The sequence below is a fragment of the Rhizobium sp. JAB6 genome (assembly GCF_003024605.1).
GTDB lineage: Bacteria > Pseudomonadota > Alphaproteobacteria > Rhizobiales > Rhizobiaceae > Rhizobium.
Map to the genome: position 1 here is coordinate 30,708 of NZ_PYJQ01000001.1, position 17,725 is coordinate 48,432.

General features: G+C 61.3%; 17 protein-coding genes. 7 read left to right on the plus strand and 10 right to left on the minus strand.

What is annotated here, in order from left to right:
• Positions 1–116 precede the first annotated feature (116 nt).
• Together C7U61_RS00160 and C7U61_RS00165 are read left to right on the plus strand one after the other, a co-directional pair.
• Positions 117–359, plus strand: a complete 243-nt coding sequence (locus C7U61_RS00160; protein WP_106996148.1) for a GIY-YIG nuclease family protein — start codon at positions 117–119, stop codon at positions 357–359.
• 344 nt (positions 360–703) lie between these two features.
• On the plus strand, positions 704–1,495 hold the full coding sequence (locus tag C7U61_RS00165; RefSeq protein WP_106996149.1) for a YdcF family protein: 792 nt from the start codon (positions 704–706) through the stop codon (positions 1,493–1,495).
• Between the two features lie 40 nt (positions 1,496–1,535).
• On the opposite strand, the gene C7U61_RS00170 is transcribed toward C7U61_RS00165, so the two are convergent.
• Positions 1,536–2,015, minus strand: coding sequence for a hypothetical protein (locus C7U61_RS00170; RefSeq protein WP_106996150.1), 480 nt, complete (start codon positions 2,013–2,015; stop codon positions 1,536–1,538).
• Between the two features lie 139 nt (positions 2,016–2,154).
• On the opposite strand from C7U61_RS00170, the gene C7U61_RS00175 reads away from it, so the two are divergent.
• Positions 2,155–2,790 carry a trimeric intracellular cation channel family protein gene (locus C7U61_RS00175; protein WP_106996151.1) on the plus strand — a complete coding sequence of 212 codons (636 nt, stop codon included), beginning with the start codon at positions 2,155–2,157 and terminating at the stop codon, positions 2,788–2,790.
• Positions 2,791–2,845: 55 nt separating this feature from the next.
• Here C7U61_RS00175 and irrA read toward each other — a convergent pair whose 3' ends face one another.
• Positions 2,846–3,268, minus strand: coding sequence for an iron response transcriptional regulator IrrA (gene irrA, locus C7U61_RS00180; RefSeq protein ID WP_106996152.1), 423 nt, complete (start codon positions 3,266–3,268; stop codon positions 2,846–2,848).
• Between the two features lie 297 nt (positions 3,269–3,565).
• Between irrA and fabA the strand changes: the two genes are divergently transcribed.
• From fabA to C7U61_RS00200, 4 genes are all read left to right on the plus strand, one after another.
• A complete protein-coding gene (fabA, locus tag C7U61_RS00185) occupies positions 3,566–4,081 on the plus strand; it encodes a 3-hydroxyacyl-[acyl-carrier-protein] dehydratase FabA (protein ID WP_106996153.1) in 516 nt (171 codons plus the stop codon).
• A gap of 53 nt (positions 4,082–4,134) precedes the next feature.
• Positions 4,135–5,358, plus strand: a complete 1,224-nt coding sequence (gene fabB, locus C7U61_RS00190) for a beta-ketoacyl-ACP synthase I (RefSeq protein WP_106996154.1) — start codon at positions 4,135–4,137, stop codon at positions 5,356–5,358.
• A 4-nt stretch (positions 5,359–5,362) separates the two neighbouring features.
• Positions 5,363–6,169: an enoyl-ACP reductase FabI gene (fabI, locus tag C7U61_RS00195; RefSeq protein ID WP_106996155.1), complete on the plus strand. Its 807-nt coding sequence runs from the start codon at positions 5,363–5,365 to the stop codon at positions 6,167–6,169.
• A gap of 75 nt (positions 6,170–6,244) precedes the next feature.
• Positions 6,245–6,823, plus strand: coding sequence for a GNAT family N-acetyltransferase (locus C7U61_RS00200; protein WP_106996156.1), 579 nt, complete (start codon positions 6,245–6,247; stop codon positions 6,821–6,823).
• A 40-nt stretch (positions 6,824–6,863) separates the two neighbouring features.
• Here C7U61_RS00200 and C7U61_RS00205 read toward each other — a convergent pair whose 3' ends face one another.
• From C7U61_RS00205 to nusA, 8 genes are all read right to left on the minus strand, one after another.
• Positions 6,864–7,880, minus strand: a complete 1,017-nt coding sequence (locus tag C7U61_RS00205; protein ID WP_106996157.1) for a class I SAM-dependent methyltransferase — start codon at positions 7,878–7,880, stop codon at positions 6,864–6,866.
• Between the two features lie 215 nt (positions 7,881–8,095).
• Entirely contained in the window at positions 8,096–10,234 is a 2,139-nt protein-coding gene (gene pnp, locus C7U61_RS00210) for a polyribonucleotide nucleotidyltransferase (protein WP_106996876.1), read from the minus strand.
• A 325-nt stretch (positions 10,235–10,559) separates the two neighbouring features.
• Positions 10,560–10,829, minus strand: coding sequence for a 30S ribosomal protein S15 (gene rpsO, locus C7U61_RS00215; RefSeq protein ID WP_106996158.1), 270 nt, complete (start codon positions 10,827–10,829; stop codon positions 10,560–10,562).
• Positions 10,830–11,003: 174 nt separating this feature from the next.
• Positions 11,004–11,936 (minus strand): tRNA pseudouridine(55) synthase TruB, encoded by a 933-nt coding sequence (gene truB, locus C7U61_RS00220; RefSeq protein ID WP_106996159.1) that lies wholly within the window; start codon positions 11,934–11,936, stop codon positions 11,004–11,006.
• A 12-nt stretch (positions 11,937–11,948) separates the two neighbouring features.
• Positions 11,949–12,356, minus strand: coding sequence for a 30S ribosome-binding factor RbfA (gene rbfA / locus C7U61_RS00225; RefSeq protein WP_106996160.1), 408 nt, complete (start codon positions 12,354–12,356; stop codon positions 11,949–11,951).
• A 234-nt stretch (positions 12,357–12,590) separates the two neighbouring features.
• Complete coding sequence (gene infB / locus C7U61_RS00230) at positions 12,591–15,302, minus strand: translation initiation factor IF-2 (RefSeq protein WP_106996161.1); 2,712 nt, start codon at positions 15,300–15,302, stop codon at positions 12,591–12,593.
• A 101-nt stretch (positions 15,303–15,403) separates the two neighbouring features.
• A complete protein-coding gene (locus C7U61_RS00235) occupies positions 15,404–16,096 on the minus strand; it encodes an RNA-binding protein (RefSeq protein ID WP_069613594.1) in 693 nt (230 codons plus the stop codon).
• Positions 16,093–17,703, minus strand: coding sequence for a transcription termination factor NusA (gene nusA, locus C7U61_RS00240; RefSeq protein ID WP_106996162.1), 1,611 nt, complete (start codon positions 17,701–17,703; stop codon positions 16,093–16,095). The genes C7U61_RS00235 and nusA overlap by 4 nt, the downstream gene beginning before the upstream one ends.
• Between the last annotated feature and the right edge of the window lie 22 nt (positions 17,704–17,725).

Consider the following 17,725-nt stretch of genomic DNA (forward strand, 5'->3'; position numbering starts at 1 on the left):
GCTCGCAGGGCGACGACGGGCTGAAGTCTCCAAAAAATATTTCCAGATACAAAAAGAAGCTCGGTTGCATATAGATTTGTGTTCGAATCACCGAACGCCAATCGATCGAGATGCGGATGTGGTACGTTTACATCCTCCAAAGCGCGGATTTTCCTGACCAGCAATATACCGGATCGACCTCGGACCTTAAGCGGCGGCTTGCCGATCACGATGCCGGTAAGTCGACCCACACCGCAAAATTTACGCCGTGGGTTCTCCTCTGGTATTCTGCCTTTCCTGACAAATACCGTGCTCTCGAATTTGAGACCTATCTGAAGTCTCATTCCGGCAGAGCATTTGCAAAGAAAAGGCTCCTCTGAAAAGTAGGCATGCTGACGGCTTATCGATATTTGCTGACACTCCCTATCCCCTCAACTCCATGCTACCCTCCAATCCTCCGCAACCTACCCCGAATCGGCCACGACAGGACAGTGCCGCCGTTGTCTCATGAAGATCCGCCGTACGGGACCGGGCTCGTGGCCTCGATTGCTCTTCTCGCCGGCATCACCGATGCCGCCGGCCCAATGCTCACCGGCAATTCGTATCCTTCATGACCGGGAACGCGACGCGGGCGGCGCGGCGGGCGAAATAGCCACATTGCGGTGCACAAAAATCTGCTAGGGACTGAAGCGAATCGTTTTGCCGACAAGCGTAAGGATATGCCGTGTTCGTTTTTTCGAAACTTGTCTGGATCTTCGGTCAGCCGCTGTCGCTGGCCTTTCTGTTCGTCCTGCTGGCTTTCATCGCCGCTCTGCTGCGCTGGCGCGCTACCGTCACCACCTCGACGTTCTTGTCGGCGCTGATCCTGTTCGTGTCGCTTTATACGACGGTCGGCGCCTATGTCGTTCAAACGCTCGAAGAGCGCTTTCCGCATCCCGCTGCCGATCCGGCCGATCTCAAATGCATGATCGTTCTCGGCGGCGCGACGCAGAACGAGGTGACGACGGCGCGGGGCGGCTACGAACTCGATTCGGCCGGGGATCGCCTGATCGAAGCGCTGCGTCTCGCGCAGAAATATCCTGAGGCACGCATCGTGATCTCCGGCGGGGATGGTTCGATCGGCGGCACCTATGAGGGCGATGCGGTCATTTCCGAGCGCTTCTTCACGGCACTCGGCATTCCGACAAGCCGCCTGGTCGAGGACAGGACTTCGCGCACGACCTTCGAAAATGCCGTCAACACGAAGGAACTGCTGGCGCAGAACGGTCTTTCGGATTGCCTGCTTATCACGTCGGGCTTCCATATGCCGCGCTCGATAGGCATTTTCCGCAAGCAGGGCATCGATGTCGTGCCCTGGCCCGTCGATTATCGCAGTACCGGCAAGGAAACGCTCGGCTTCGATTTCACCCAGCCCTCGCGCAACGCGCAGCTGCTGGCAACCGGCCTGCGCGAATGGGTCGGTCTTGTGGGCTACTACGCCGTCGGCCGCACCTCGGCACTGTATCCAGGACCGTGACCACGTGTCCGGTCCGGAATGACGCGACTGTGCTGTAAAACTATTTCTGGGATATGGTGACGAATTTGACGCCGCGCACCCTTACGGTAATCTCGCAGACGGCTTCGCCGTCCTTGCGGTCGCAGAAGCGCGGATGCATCTTCATGACGAGCACCATGTTGCCGAAGCGCTGGATGAAATCGTAGCCGTAGATCTTCGCCGTGGCGATCATCAGGTAGCCGCCTTCGGCCACCTGGACATAGAAGTTGTAGGGGCAGCCTTCGTCCGTGCAGTAGGGGCCTTTTTCGCCCTTGCAGGTGATCTCGCCTTCATTGATGACGATATCCATCAGCTTGTCGTTGTTGATATCCTGCTGGGTGGCGAATTTGTCGCCGAAGCTTACCTGGCCGTCGCAGCTCTTGGTGAAATGATCCTTCTCGAAGGCCACTGGGTCCTGCAGGATCGATTGCTGTGCCTCGGCCATGGCGGGTATGGTCACGAGAGCGAAGAGGTTCAGGATTACGATCAGCAGGGATTTCACGGGGGTTTCCTTTTCGAAGCGCCGTTACGGCCACGATATCAGCCGCAGCCGCTGCGACATCTTTACATGCGCCTGCTTGCGCGGCCCTTGCCGTCGTGATTCATTTCGGAAAATCGCGGGCGTTCCGCCGGAGTTTCCGATGTCGCTTCTCTCATTTCTTGATTATGCCGGCGTCGCCCTTTTTGCCGCAACCGGCGCGCTCGCGGCCTCGCGCAAGCAGCTCGATCTGATCGGCTTCCTGTTTCTGGCGGCCGTCACCGGCATCGGCGGCGGCACGCTGCGCGATATCGTCCTCGGCCGCGTGCCGGTCTTCTGGGTGCAGAATCCAACCTATATCATCATCTGCGCCTTGGCCGGCGTCCTGGTCTTCTTCACCGCGCATCTTTTCGAATCGCGTTATCGGCTGCTCATCTGGCTCGATGCGGTGGGGCTGTCGGCCTATTGCGTGATGGGGGCGGCCAAGGGAATGGCGGCGACGGGCTCGCCCACCGTCGCCATCGTCACTGGCGCTCTGACTGCGACCTTCGGCGGCATCCTGCGCGATCTCCTGGCAAACGAGCCTTCGGTGCTGCTGCGGCCGGAGATCTATGTGACCGCTTCGCTCGTCGGCGCAGGCGTCTTCACCGCCGCTAACGCGACGATGCTGCCGCTTTATGCTTCTGCGGGATTGGGCGTAATCGCCGCCTTTGCGGTGCGAGGCGGCGCGCTCTGGTTCGGCTGGACCTTCCCGACCTATCACCATAAGCCAGGCCGGCATCCGGACGACGTGATGTAATCTGGAGGCAATAGGCAATAGCGGATGGCTGGAGGACAATTCTATTGCCTATTGCCTATTGCCTCTGCTTGCGGCGCAGGCGGATCACCACGTCGACATGAGCGATTTCCATGCCCTTCGGCGGCTCGGGCAGATTGTCGATCGTGAGATTGCTGATCGGGATATCCAGCACCTCGTTGTGGCCTTCCACGAAAAAGTGATGGTGATCGGAGACGTTGGTGTCGAAATAGGTCTTGGTGCTTTCGACGGCGAGCACGCGGATCAGACCGGCTTCGGTGAATTGATGCAGCGTATTGTAGACGGTGGCGAGCGAAACCGGAACGCCGGCGGCAACGGCTTCCTCGTGAAGCTCTTCCACCGTCAGATGGCGGTCGCCCTTGGCAAAAAGGAGATCTCCCAGTGCGATCCGTTGCCTGGTCGGCCTCAGGCCCACATTGCGCAGCCTGGTTTCGATCGCGATTTCGGCATGTTCTGCCATTCAGGGACTCCGGATTCCTGATCTCTATAATTCTTTACTAAGCCATATAACTTTTGCCTTGATTGCTTTCAATAGTTTCAATGAGGTGGGAAGGTGCTCAAAAGCCGCAAAAAACGGGCTTTTGCCGCATTTGGCTCTGGTAGCGGCTCTGGCGTTCCTGTATGCGACCACCACATAATGGCTAGTGCCGTCGATCGAATAGATGAATGAGAGTCCAATGCTTGTGCTTCATTTTCTGTCCATCTTGCACTAAAGCTTCACATCCATCGGCATTCATGCGGGGGAAACGGAATTTTTATGACGACGAGACAATCCAGCTTCAATTACGAGGAAATCCTGGCCTGCGGCCGCGGCGAGCTGTTCGGCCCGGGCAATGCACAGCTTCCCTTGCCGCCGATGCTGATGGTCCATCGCATTACAGATATTTCCGAAACGGGCGGAGCCTTCGACAAGGGCTATATTCGCGCCGAATACGACGTGCGCCCCGATGATTGGTACTTCCCTTGCCATTTTGCCGGTAACCCGATCATGCCGGGCTGCCTCGGCCTCGACGGCATGTGGCAGCTGACCGGCTTCTTCCTCGGCTGGCTTGGCGAGCCCGGCCGCGGCATGGCGCTTTCCACGGGCGAAGTGAAGTTCAAGGGCATGGTCCGCCCGGACACGAAGCTTCTCGAATACGGTATCGACTTCAAGCGCGTCATGCGCGGCCGTCTCGTCCTCGGCACGGCCGACGGCTGGCTGAAGGCCGATGGCGAGACCATATATCAGGCGACGGACCTGCGCGTGGGCCTTTCCAAGGACAAGGTCGCCTGAACTGCGGCACCGCCGCCTCCACAAAGACAGATGTTTTAGAAAAGGTCATCGACATGAGACGGGTAGTTGTTACGGGTCTGGGTATTGTCTCTTCGATTGGAAACAATGCTCAAGAAGTGACCGCCTCGCTGCGCGACGCCAAATCCGGCATTTCCTTCTCTCCCGATTTTGCCGAGCATGGCTTTAAGTGCCAGGTCTGGGGCGCGCCGAAGATCGATACGACAGACCTGGTTGACCGCCGCGCCATGCGCTTCCTGTCGCAGGGCGGTGCCTGGAACCACGTGGCCATGAAGCAGGCGATCGCCGACAGCGGCCTTGAGGAAAGCGATATCACCAACGAGCGCACCGGCATCATAATGGGCTCCGGCGGCCCGTCGACCCGCACGCTGATCGAGGCGGCCGACATTACCCGCAAGAACAACAGCCCGAAGCGTATCGGCCCCTTCGCGGTGCCGAAGTCGATGTCGTCGACGGCCTCGGCCACGCTTGCCACCTGGTTCAAGATCCATGGCGTCAACTACTCCATCTCGTCGGCCTGCTCGACCTCGGCGCACTGCATCGGCAATGCCGCTGAAATGATCCAGTGGGGCAAGCAGGACGTCATGTTCGCCGGCGGCCACGAAGATCTCGACTGGACCATGTCGAACCTCTTCGATGCCATGGGCGCCATGTCCTCCGATTTCAACGAAAATCACCCGGAAACCGCCTCGCGCGCCTATGACGCCAAACGTGACGGTTTCGTCATCGCCGGCGGCGCCGGCGTGCTGGTCTTGGAAGAACTTGAGCATGCCAAGGCTCGCGGCGCCAAGATCTATGCCGAAATCATCGGCTACGGCGCTACCTCGGACGGCTACGACATGGTCGCGCCCTCGGGCGAGGGGGCCGTGCGCTGCATGCGCCAGGCGCTCGCCACCGTGACGGGCGATATCGATTACATCAACACCCACGGCACCTCGACGCCGGTGGGCGACAGCAAGGAAATCGGCGCGATCCGCGAAGTCTTCGGCGACAAGATCCCGCCGATCCAGTCGACCAAGTCGCTGACGGGCCATTCGCTCGGCGCAGCAGGCGTTCAGGAATCGATCTACTCGATCCTGATGATGCAGGAGCGCTTCATCGGGGAAAGCGCTCATATTACTGAACTCGATCCGGAATTCGAAGGCGTGCCGATCGTGCGCAAGCGTATCGACAATGCAAAATTCGATATCGCTCTTTCGAACTCCTTCGGTTTCGGCGGCACCAACGCCACGCTCGTATTCCAGCGCTACAACGGATAAGGCAATGACGGGAATTATGCAGGGTAAGCGCGGCCTCATCATGGGCGTCGCAAACAACCATTCGATTGCCTGGGGTATTTCAAAGGCGTTGGCAGCCGAAGGCGCGGAACTGGCTTTCACCTTTCAGGGGGAGGCGCTTGGCAAGCGGGTGAAGCCGCTGGCAGCCGAAGTCGGCTCGGATTTCCTGCTGCCTTGCGATGTCGAGGATCTCGCTTCGGTCGATGCCGTCTTCGACGCGATCAAGGAGCGCTGGGGCAAGCTGGACTTCGTCGTCCACGCCATCGGCTTTTCCGACAAGAACGAGCTGAAGGGGCTCTATGCCAACACCACGCGGGAGAATTTCACCCGCACCATGGTGATTTCCTGCTTCTCCTTCACAGAAGTCGCCAAGCGGGCCGCCGAGCTGATGACGGAAGGCGGCAGCATGCTGACGCTGACCTATAACGGTTCGACGCGCGTGATCCCGAACTACAACGTCATGGGCGTCGCCAAGGCAGCCCTCGAGGCATCCGTCCGCTACCTCGCGGCGGATTACGGCCCACGCGGCATTCGCGTCAACGCCGTCTCCGCCGGTCCGATCCGGACGCTCGCCGGTGCCGGCATTTCCGATGCCCGCGCCATCCTGTCGTGGAACCAGCGCAACGCGCCGTTGCGCAAGTCCGTCACGATCGATCAGGTTGGCTCGTCGTCGCTCTATCTCCTGTCGGATTTGGCAGCAGGTGTCACCGGCGAAATCCACTTCGTCGATGCCGGCTACAACATCACGTCGATGCCGACGCTGGAAACGCTGTCGAGCGCAGACGCGGAGTAAGCTTCCCATCTCAGCCGTCCTCCCGGCCAAAACCGGGAGGATCGAATTTCCGGATATCCTTCCAGAGGATTCCCGATGACGTCGAACGACGCAGAACCTTTGGCATTGACCGGCCGTCTTATCCTTCGCCGCTTTGTGCCGGAGGATTTTGCCGCCTATAGCGCCTATCGCTCCCTGCCGGAGATCTATCGTTTCCTTTACCGCGATCCTCTCTCGTCCGAAGCGATGAGGGAGCGTTTCGATATCAGCCTGAATTCCCCTTTCTCCGAAGATGGAGATACGCTGCTATGTGCCATCATTCGGCGCGAGGATGGCGCTTTGGTGGGTGATGTCGGCCTGACATTCGCAAACAAGGCCGCACTTCAAGCCGAGCTCGGCTATACCTGCAACCCAGCCTATGCCAGGAAGGGATATGTTACCGAGGCGGCGCGAGCCATGATTACCCTGGGCTTCGAAAAATTTGGTTTTCACCGGATCTTTGCGCGGCTGGATGCAAAAAATGCCGGCTCAATCGGCGTCGTCGAACGGCTTGGCCTGCGTCGCGAGGCGCTTCTGATCGAAAACGACCGCTTCAACGGCAAATGGGGCGACGAATGCGTCTACGCCGTGTTGAGCCGGGAATGGGCGGCAAGCGCGTCGGAACGAAGCTCGTGAGCCCCGCAAAAAATGGCGGCCATCCGACCGCCATCATTGATTACTTCTTTGCCCAGAGCACCTTGTAGCGAGCGTTGCGGCAAGTCTCGCCGAACTCCTTGAAATTCTCCCCTAGCACGGGTTCGTAGGGCAGGCCGCGATTGGCAACCAGCATCAGCCGTCCGCCGCCGCGCAGTGCCGAAGAGGCCGTCTTGATCATCGCCTGGCCGAGCGATGGCTCGGCGGCGTGGCCCTCATGGAAGGGCGGATTCATGATGATCAGGTCATACTTGTCCTTGACCGGCTCGCTTGCCAGATCGTGCCAGAAGAAGCGCTGGGCGACCTTCGGGCAATGCGACAGCAGATTGGCGCGTGCGGCCTCCAGAGAGCCGTAGTGGGCTTCGTAGAGGTCGATGCGCTCGATCCTTGGCGATTTCATTGCCAGCTCGACGGAGAGATAGCCCCAGCCGGCGCCGAAATCGGCGGCATCGCCGGCAAAGTCGGTCGGCAGGCGCGAGGCGAGAAGTTCGGAGCCGGCATCGATACGGTCATGGGAGAACATGCCGGGCGCCGTGGTGAAACTGTCGTCGACGCGCGTTGCCGGCTTTGCGAGCTGCGCCGTCAAAAGCTTGATATCGGCGGGACGCGCGAACCAGAAGGCGACGCCGTGATATTTAGGCATATGCTCGATTGCAAGGCCGAAGGCCTCGATGCGCTTGCGCAGCGGCTGGATGCCGTCTTCCTTGCCGCCGGCAACGAGGATGAGGCCGCCTTCCTTTACACGCGACAGCGCTTCGGCGATGCGATCTTCATTCTCGCCCTTGTGCTTGCCGCAGAGCACCAGCGCGCCGTCATAGCCTTCGCCTTCGATTTCCGGCGTCACAACAATGCGCTGCGCCTGTAGCTGCCGATAGAAGGGGCGGAAACCCTGGACGGCCGAAAGCTCGGCGGCAAAGCCCTCCGGCAGCGCAAAGCCCGCTTCGGCGCCGAGAAACAGGATGCGCTGACCCTCGCCGGGCGCGTCGATGGTGCCGGAGGCAAAGGGATGGAACAGGGTCTTCAGGGCATCGCGGCTCATGGGCGTGATCTCGTTATTGTTTCATCGATTGGGCCTGCGGGCAGGTGTCTGTCCTAGTGCTTGCCCCTCACCCTAGCCCTCTCCCCGCAATGCGGGGAGAGGGCTAGGGTGAGGGGCTGGGCACAGAATTTCGGAAAGCCGAAATCGCCAGCCTCTTCAATATAAAAAGGGCGCGGAAAAGATCCCGCGCCCCGGAACTTGGATGAAGGCGCAGCTTATTCGGCCGCGTCGTCCTTCTTCTTTTCGGTAGCGATTTCCTGGCCGGTGGCTTGGTCGACGACCTTCATGGAAAGGCGAACCTTGCCGCGCTCGTCGAAGCCGAGCAGCTTGACCCAGACCTTGTCGCCTTCCTTGACGACGTCCTGCGTCTTGGCAACGCGCTCGGAAGCGAGCTGCGAGATGTGGACGAGGCCGTCACGGGCGCCGAAGAAGTTGACGAAAGCGCCGAAATCGGCGGTCTTGACAACGGTGCCTTCGTAGATCTGGCCGACTTCCGGCTCGGCGACAATCGAGTGGATCCACTTGCGGGCCGCTTCGATTTCCTTGCCGGAGGAGGAGGCGATCTTGACGGTGCCGTCGTCCTCGATGTTGATCTTGGCGCCGGTCTTCTCGACGATTTCGCGGATGATCTTGCCGCCGGAGCCGATGACTTCGCGGATCTTGTCGACCGGAATGTTCATGACTTCGATGCGCGGGGCGAATTCGCCGAGCTGGCCGCGGCTTTCGGAGATGGCCTTGGCCATTTCGCCGAGGATATGCAGGCGGCCACCCTTTGCCTGGTTCAGAGCGACTTTCATGATCTCTTCGGTGATGCCGTCGATCTTGATGTCCATCTGCAGCGAGGTGATGCCTGCTTCCGTGCCGGCAACCTTGAAGTCCATGTCGCCGAGGTGGTCTTCGTCACCCAGGATGTCGGAGAGAACGGCGAAACGCTCTTCTTCCTTGATCAGGCCCATGGCGATACCGGCAACCGGCTTTGCCAGCGGCACGCCGGCATCCATCAGCGCCAGCGAGGTGCCGCAGACGGTCGCCATCGAGGAAGAGCCGTTGGACTCGGTGATCTCAGAGACGACGCGCAGCGTGTAGGGGAACTGTTCAGCCGACGGCAGCATCGGGTGGATGGCGCGCCATGCGAGCTTGCCATGCCCGATTTCGCGGCGGCCCGGGGAGCCCATGCGGCCAGTTTCGCCGACCGAGTAGGGCGGGAAGTTGTAGTGCAGCATGAAGTTTTCTTTGTACATGCCGGTCAGGCTGTCGACATACTGCTCGTCTTCGCCGGTGCCGAGCGTGGCAACGACGATTGCCTGCGTCTCACCGCGGGTGAAGAGCGCGGAACCGTGCGTGCGCGGCAGCAGGCCGACTTCGGCAACGATCGGGCGAACCGTCTGCAGGTCGCGGCCGTCGATGCGGCTGGACGTGTCGAGAATGTTCCACCGAACGATCTTCGCCTGCAGGTGCTTGAAGATGGCGCCGACTTCTTCGGCCGTGTACTTGGCTTCGCCTTCCTCCGGCAGGAAGTGCGCCTTCACCTTGGCCTTGACGGCGTCGACGGCGGCATAGCGATCGGCCTTCTGGGTGATCTTGTAGGCGTCGCGCAGTTCTGCTTCGGCGAGGCCGAGCATTTCCTTCTCGAGCTCGGAATAGTCTTCCGGCTGGAAGTCGCGGGGCTCCTTGGCAGCCACTTCGGCGAGCTTGATGATCGCGTCGATGACGGGCTGGAAGCCGCGGTGACCGAACATGACGGCGCCGAGCATGATGTCCTCAGGCAGTTCCTTGGCTTCGGATTCGACCATCAGAACGGCTTCCTGCGTGCCGGCGACGACGAGGTCGAGGCTCGATTCGTCCATCTCGTCGAGATGTGGGTTCAGCACGTATTCGCCGTTGATGTAGCCGACGCGGGCACCGCCGATCGGGCCCATGAAGGGAATGCCGGAAAGCGTCAGAGCTGCCGAGGTCGCGACCATGGCCAGGATGTCCGGATCGTTTTCGAGGTCATGCTGGATGACCGTGACGACGACCTGCGTGTCGTTCTTGTAGCCTTCCGGGAAGAGCGGGCGGATCGGGCGGTCGATCAGGCGGGAAACGAGCGTTTCGTTTTCGCTCGGGCGTCCTTCGCGCTTGAAGTAGCCGCCAGGGATCTTGCCGGCTGCGTAGGTCTTTTCCTGGTAGTTGACGGTGAGCGGGAAGAAGTCCTGGCCCGGCTTCGGCGCCTTGGCGGAAACCACGGTCGCAAGCACCACGGTCTCGCCATAGGTGGCAACGACGGCGCCATCGGCTTGGCGGGCGATCTTGCCGGTTTCGAGCTTCAGCGGGCGGCCTGCCCACTCGATTTCGACGGTATGGATATCGAACATATCTTGTCCTTGCATGATGCGGGAAAAGGCGCCGTCGCCGACGAATTCGGCAGGGCACATCTTCGACCGCACGAAATGTGACGCATCACGGGCAAGACAACGAGAGGCTTTCGAAGATCGGCCGAAGCATGAAGCTTCGGCTGAAAGCATCCGGCAATCCTGCCCCATGACAGGTCAACGGTTGTTGTTGGCAGCACCGGCCCATCCGGCCTGCCGTCGGTCTCGCATCGCACCGGCATAAGGCGCGAGGGAAACTGGTCTCAAGGGTTCATACCCTTCATAAGCATCCGGCGGGCGTTCAGGTGAACGCCCGCCGGAAATTCCGTTAGCGGCGGATACCGAGGCTGGTGATCAGCTTGGTATAACGGCCTTCGTCTTTGTTCTTGAGGTAGTCAAGAAGCGAGCGCCGGCTGGAAACCATCGTCAGGAGGCCACGACGGGAGTGGTTGTCCTTCTTGTGGTCCTTGAAGTGTTCCGTGAGGTTGTTGATGCGCTCGGTCAGGATCGCAACCTGGACTTCCGGAGAACCGGTGTCGCCTTCGGCGGTAGCGTATTCCTTGATCAGCGCAGCCTTGCGCTCAGCAGTGATCGACATCGGATGGTCCTTTCTATGAGAGGAGATTGAAGTCGCCAAACGCCGGGATGTCGTCCAGCATTGGCCGCGAATGCAATCAGGCATGCCCGATGCTGGCGCTGCCTATAGACCATTTGGAGCGCAAAGGGAAGAGCATCGTGTCTTTGCCTCCTCTCCGTCGGAGAGAAGGCCTTTTTAGGTAAACACCCGCTTCGGACGAAATTCGCCCTGGCCGATCTCGCCGATGGCGATCAGCTTGCCGCGTGCCGTGGCATAGGCCTCGGTCTCGGCAACCGGCGCATCCCGGCCACGCACCAGGATCGGGTTGCCCATCTTCAGGCGATGCGCCTGGTCGTCGTTGATGACGAGATGCGGCAGCGAAGAAAGAGCTTCCGCCGTATCGATCAGGAGCGCATCGAGCGCTGCGAGCCGTTCGTCCGCATCCTCGATCTCTTCCAGAGCCACGAGGTCGGCAAGCGGCACCATCGTCTCCTCGGCAAAGGGCGCGACGAAGCTGCGGCGCAGGCCGGAAATATGGCCGTAGCAGCCAAGATCGCGGCCGAAATCGCGGGCGAGCGCGCGGACATAGGTGCCCTTGCCGCATTCCACTTCGAAATGCGCCGTATTGGCGTCCGGGCAGGCAAGCAGCGTCAGGCGGAAAATCTCGACTTCGCGCGAAGGGATCTCGACCGTTTCGCCTTCGCGGGCCAGGTCATAGGCTCGTTCGCCCGATATCTTGATGGCGGAGAACTGCGGCGGGATCTGGTTGATGACACCCGTATAATTCGGCAGCAACGCGCGGATAGCCTCTTCGCTCGGACGTTTGTCGGAGGTGGCGGTCACGGCGCCTTCGAGGTCGTCGGAGGCGCGTTCCTCGCCCCAAGTCACGGTGAATTCATAGATCTTGCGGCCATCCATGACATAGGGGACCGTCTTGGTGGCGTCGCCGAGCGCGATCGGCAGCATGCCGGAGGCGAGCGGATCGAGCGTACCGGCATGGCCGGCCTTCTGGGCCTTGAACAGCCATTTGATTTTGGAAACGGCTTCGGTCGAGCCGAAATCCACCGGCTTGTCGAGGATGAGCCAGCCCGAAATCGGACGGCCCTTGGACTTGCGTGGCTTGGACATTCTCTGTCTCTGTTATTGATCTTGGTCGTTGTCGTCGTCGAGATCGCGGCTGACCTCGGGCGAGCGCAGAAGCGCGTCGATCTTCTTGTAATTGTCGAAGCTCGTATCGTCGCGGAAGCGGACTTCCGGCATATACTTCATCTGGCGAAGCTGCGGACCGAGGCGGCCGCGGATATATTTCGCATGGCGGTTCAGCGCCTCGATGACGGCGCCGTGGTCGGCGACGCCAAGCGGGGTTACGAAGGCGGTCGCGATCTTCAGATCGGGCGACATGCGCACTTCGGAAATGGAGATTACGGTGCGCTCGATCAGCTCGTCGCGCACTTCGCCGCGCTGCAGAACCTGCGTAATCGCTGAGCGCACCTGCTCGCCGACGCGAAGCATGCGCTGCGAAGGCGCGGAAGAAGTTGGTCTGGTCATGGTTGTTCCGTTAGCAGCGTCCTTTGGACGCGATAAAGCGGGTCAAATGACTCCATCCGGGGCAAAGGTCAAGGCTGGACAGGTTTTGCTGCCCGCCAGAAGCCGCGAATCCTTGTGAAAGCGGCATCTTGAGCGCCCCGAAGGCTTCGAACCGGCTCTCCTTGCGCGTGACGCGTAAGAAAAAACCGCCGGTTTCGGCCGGCGGTTTTGATATCTAGCAAATCGAAAAGTTGCTTAGAGCGTGCGGGTGATATGCTCAACGCGGAAGCATTCGATCGTATCGCCGACGCGGATGTCTTCGTAGTTCTCGAAGGCCATGCCGCATTCCTGGCCCATATTGACCTCGGAGACTTCGTCCTTGAAGCGCTTGAGCGTCTTGAGCTTGCCTTCGTGGATGACGACGTTGTCGCGAACGAGGCGGACGCCGACCCCACGCTCCACCTTGCCTTCGGTAACGCGGCAACCCGCGACCTTGCCGACCTTCGTGATGTTGAACACCTCGAGGATTTCGGCATTGCCGAGGAAGGTTTCGCGGCGCTCCGGAGAGAGCAGGCCCGACATCGCCGCCTTCACGTCATCCACCAGGTCGTAGATGATGTTGTAGTAGCGGATCTCGATGCCTTCGCGCTCCGCCAGCGTGCGGGCCTGGGCATTCGCACGGACGTTGAAGCCGATGATCGCCGCGTCGGATGCGCCGGCGAGCGAGATATCGGATTCGGTTACGCCGCCGACGCCCGAATGGACGATGCGGGCGCGCACTTCGTCGGTGCCGAGCTTTTCCAGCGCGCCGGCAATGGCTTCGATCGAGCCCTGCACGTCGCCCTTGATGACCAGCGGGAATTCCTTGATGCCCGAAGTCTGCAGCTGCGACATCATCTGCTCCAGCGAGCCGCGCTGGCCGGACTGGCGAGCAGCTGCCTTGTCGCGGGTGAGGCGCTGACGGTATTCCGAGATTTCGCGGGCACGGCTTTCGTTTTCGACGACGGCGAACTTGTCGCCGGCCTGCGGTGCGCCGGAAAGGCCGAGCAGTTCGACCGGCATGGCCGGGCCCGCTTCCTTCACATGCTCACCCTTGTCGTTGACGAGCGCACGAACGCGGCCCCACTGATCGCCGGCGACGACGATCTGGCCAGGACGCAGCGTGCCCTTCTGCACGAGCACGGTGGCGACCGAGCCGCGGCCGCGGTCGAGCTGGGCTTCGATGACGGTGCCTTCCGCCGTGCGGTTCGGATTGGCCTTGAGGTCAAGGATTTCCGCCTGCAGCAGGATGGCTTCGAGCAGCTTGTCGAGATTGGTGCGGTTCTTCGCGGAGACTTCCACATCGAGCACTTCACCGCCCATCGATTCGACGAAGACTTCGTGCTGCAGCAGTTCCGTGCGGACCTTCTGCGGGTTGGCCTCATGCTTATCGATCTTGTTGATCGCCACGATGATCGGGACACCCGCCGCCTTGGCGTGATTGATCGATTCGATCGTCTGCGGCATCACGCTATCGTCGGCCGCAACCACGAGGATCGCGATGTCGGTCGCCTGGGCGCCGCGGGCACGCATCGCCGTGAAGGCGGCGTGACCGGGGGTGTCGATGAAGGTGATCTTCTGACCGTTGTGCTCGACCTGGTAGGCGCCGATATGCTGGGTGATGCCACCGGCTTCGCCGGCGACAACGTTTGCATGGCGGATGGCGTCGAGCAGCGAGGTTTTGCCGTGGTCGACGTGGCCCATGATGGTGACGACAGGCGGACGCGAAACGAGTTCGCCTTCCTCGTCGGCAACGTTGAAGATGCCCTGTTCGACGTCGGATTCCGAAACGCGCTTGACCGTATGGCCGAATTCGCCGGCGATGAGCTCTGCCAGATCGGCGTCGATCACGTCGCCGGGCTTCATCATCTGGCCTTCCTTCATCAGGTACTTGATGACGTCGACGGCGCGTTCGGACATGCGCTGCGACAGTTCCTGAATGGTGATGGTCTCGGGCAGCACGACTTCACGCGAGATCTTTTCGCGCGTTTCCTGCATCTGGCTGCGTCGGAACTTCTCCTGGCGGCGGCGCATAGCCGAAAGCGAACGGCCGCGTGCGTTGCCGTCTTCGTCGACATCGGCAGTGGTAACCGTCAGCTTGCCGCGGCGGCGCTCGTCCTCGGTTTTCGGACGCGTGGTAACGGGCTTTGCCGGCTCAGGCCGCGTGATCTTGCCACGGATCGGAGCACCGCGGGACGGGCCACGGCCTTCCTCTTCCTCATTGCCTGGGCGGCGGCGATTGGCGGGTATTTCCGCCGCTGGTGCGCTCGGGCGGACAGACTGCGGAGCAGCATCCGGACGCCGTGCGACGGTCGGCTGCGGCGCCGGCTTCGGAGCTTCGACAGGCGCGGGGGCCGCTGCTGTTTCCGTCTTCGCTTCGGCGGCGCGGGCAGCCTCTTCGGCGGCGCGACGGGCGGCTTCTGCCTGCTCGGCGATGCGGCGTGCTTCCTCTTCCTGGCGGCGCCGCGCTTCTTCCTCGGCGCGACGAACGGCGTCGGCGGCGTCGCGGGCCTGGGCTTCGGCGAGCGCGCGGCGGCGGGCATCCATCTCGTCGGCCGACAGGTGATTCAGAACCACCGGACGCGACGAGCGCTCCTGCTGCGGGCGCTGCTGATAGCCCTGGTTGGATTGCGCCGGCCGCTGCTGCTGGCCGCCCGGCTGATGAATGCGCGGAGCCGGCGGGCGCGGGGGCTGCGGCGTCGGCTCGGCGACGCGCGTCACCGACGGCGCTGATGTCGTTACCGGCGTGATTGGCTTTTCGTCTTCAGGACGTAGCGGGCGGCGCTTACGGGTCTCAACCACGACCGCCTTGGTGCGACCGCGGCCCATGTCCTGGCGCACGGTGCCCTGGTTTACGCCTGAAGGCTTCAAGGTGAGGGTCTTCTTACCCGAAACACTCAGCGTCTTGTCGTCTTGATTGTCGGTCATTCCGTTCCTGTTCCTTCGGACAGGGCACGGAAACGTCCGTCAGACCCTGTCGTTCAATGCATGTACCTTAATGAGGCGTCCGGCAAAGGCCGGTGACCGCGTCATTGTTTTCGCCGGCCAGCGCCGCCCGTTGCCCGGGACTGACCGCCGTTGCGGTACCGTTCGAGCAGGTTTGCGCGCTTCACTACACCCTCACCCGCCTGCCCTGCAAGCGCTGCGGCATGGATAAAAGCATTCTGGCCCATCAGTTCGTCCATTTCCGCCTCCGTAAAGACACGGAAGGACGGTATTTCCGCTTCAGTCTCCATGCCCAGATGCCAGGCCTTCCTTGCCTGATCGATCTTGCGTACGCCATCGGCGGCAGCGTTCATCGCATGGAACACGGCAAGTGCCGAGCCATTGCGAACGGCGCCGTCCACCTTCGACGAGCCGGATACGAACTGGCCCGCCTTGCGCGCCATGTTCATCATCCCGGCCAGTTGCGCCGCAAGAAGGCGGTCGACGGTGGCGCCGAGATCGCTCGGCGCGGTCACCTCCGCCTTCAGGGCGCGGGAGAACAACTTCTTTGCCACTGCCTTGTCCACGAGTGCTCGGTCGATCTTGACCCAGCATCCGCGTCCCGGCAGCTGCCGCTTCAGATCCGGAACGACTGTTCCGTCCGGAGCGGCGACGAAGCGGATCAGCTCATCCGGCGATCCGCTTTCGCGTGTTACGATGCACATACGGCCATTTGCGCCGTCCCCCGAAAGATCGTCGTCCTCGGGCGCGGCCTTCGGCCCCTCTGCGCTCATCATGTTTCCTGCTCGGCCTCGCCTTCACCTTCCGATGTCGCTTCGGCTTCGGCGGCGAGATCGGCTTCGGTGATCCAGCCGGCGAGCAGGCGGGCCTGCACGACCATCTGTTCGGCTTCGACGCGCGAGACTTCGAGCTTGGAGAACAGGCCCTCGAACTTCTTCGTTTCGCCGTTCTTGCGTTCGCTCCAGCCGACGAGGTCGTCGGCAGCGCAGCCGGCAAAGTCCTCGATCGTCTTGATGCCGTCCTCGCCGAGGGCGACCATCATCTGCGCGGTCATGCCGTTGATCTGACGCAGCTCGTCGGAGACGCCGAGCGCCTTGCGCTTCTCGTCCATCTCGGCCTCGAGCTTCTCAAGATATTCGCGGGCGCGGGTCTGGATTTCCTGTGCCGTGTCTTCGTCGAAACCGTCGATCGAGGAGATTTCGTCGAGATCGACGTAGGCCAGTTCCTCGACGGCGGCAAAGCCTTCCGAGGCCAGAACCTGACCGACCATTTCATCGACGTCGAGCGCGTCCATGAACAGGTTCGTACGCTCGTTGAATTCCTTCTGACGCCGTTCCGATTCTTCGGCTTCCGTCATGATGTCGATATCCCAGCCGGTCAGCTGCGAAGCAAGACGGACGTTCTGGCCGCGGCGGCCGATGGCGAGCGAAAGCTGCTCGTCCGGCACCACGACTTCGATGCGCTCTGCATCTTCGTCGAGAACGACCTTGGCGACTTCGGCCGGCTGCAGCGCGTTGACGACGAAGTTCGCCGGCTCGCTGGACCAGGGAATGATGTCGATCTTTTCGCCCTGCAGTTCGCCGACGACGGCCTGGACGCGCGAACCGCGCATACCGACGCAAGCGCCGACCGGATCGATCGACGAGTCGTTCGAGATAACGGCGATCTTGGCGCGCGAACCCGGATCGCGGGCAACCGACTTGACCTGGATGATGCCGTCATAGATTTCGGGCACTTCCATGGTGAAGAGCTTGACCATGAACTGCGGATGCGTGCGCGACAGGAAGATCTGCGGACCGCGCTGCTCGCGGCGGACGTCGTAGACATAGGCGCGGACGCGATCGCCGTAGCGGAAGTTTTCGCGCGGGATCATTTCGTCGCGGCGGATGATGCCTTCGCCACGGCCGAGATCGACGATGACGTTGCCGTATTCGACGCGCTTGACGGTGCCATTGACGATTTCGCCGACACGATCCTTGAATTCATCGAACTGACGGTCACGCTCGGCTTCGCGCACCTTCTGCACGATAACCTGCTTGGCCGACTGGGCGGCGATGCGGCCGAAATCCATCGGCGGCAGCGGATCGGCGATGAAATCGCCAAGGGCTGCGTCCGGATTGCGGTCGCGAGCCAGTTCCAGCGGGATCTGCGTGGAATAGTCTTCGGCCTTCTCGACCACTTCGAGCAGACGCTGCAGACGAATCTCGCCCGTCTTCGGGTTGATGTCGGCACGGATGTTCGATTCCGTGCCATAACGCGAGCGCGCGGCCTTCTGGATCGCATCCGCCATTGCGGCAAGCACGATTTCGCGGTCGATGACCTTTTCGCGCGCCACTGCATCTGCGATCTGCAGAAGTTCTAGCCGGTTCGCACTGACTGCCATTGTTCTTAGTCTCCGTCTTCCT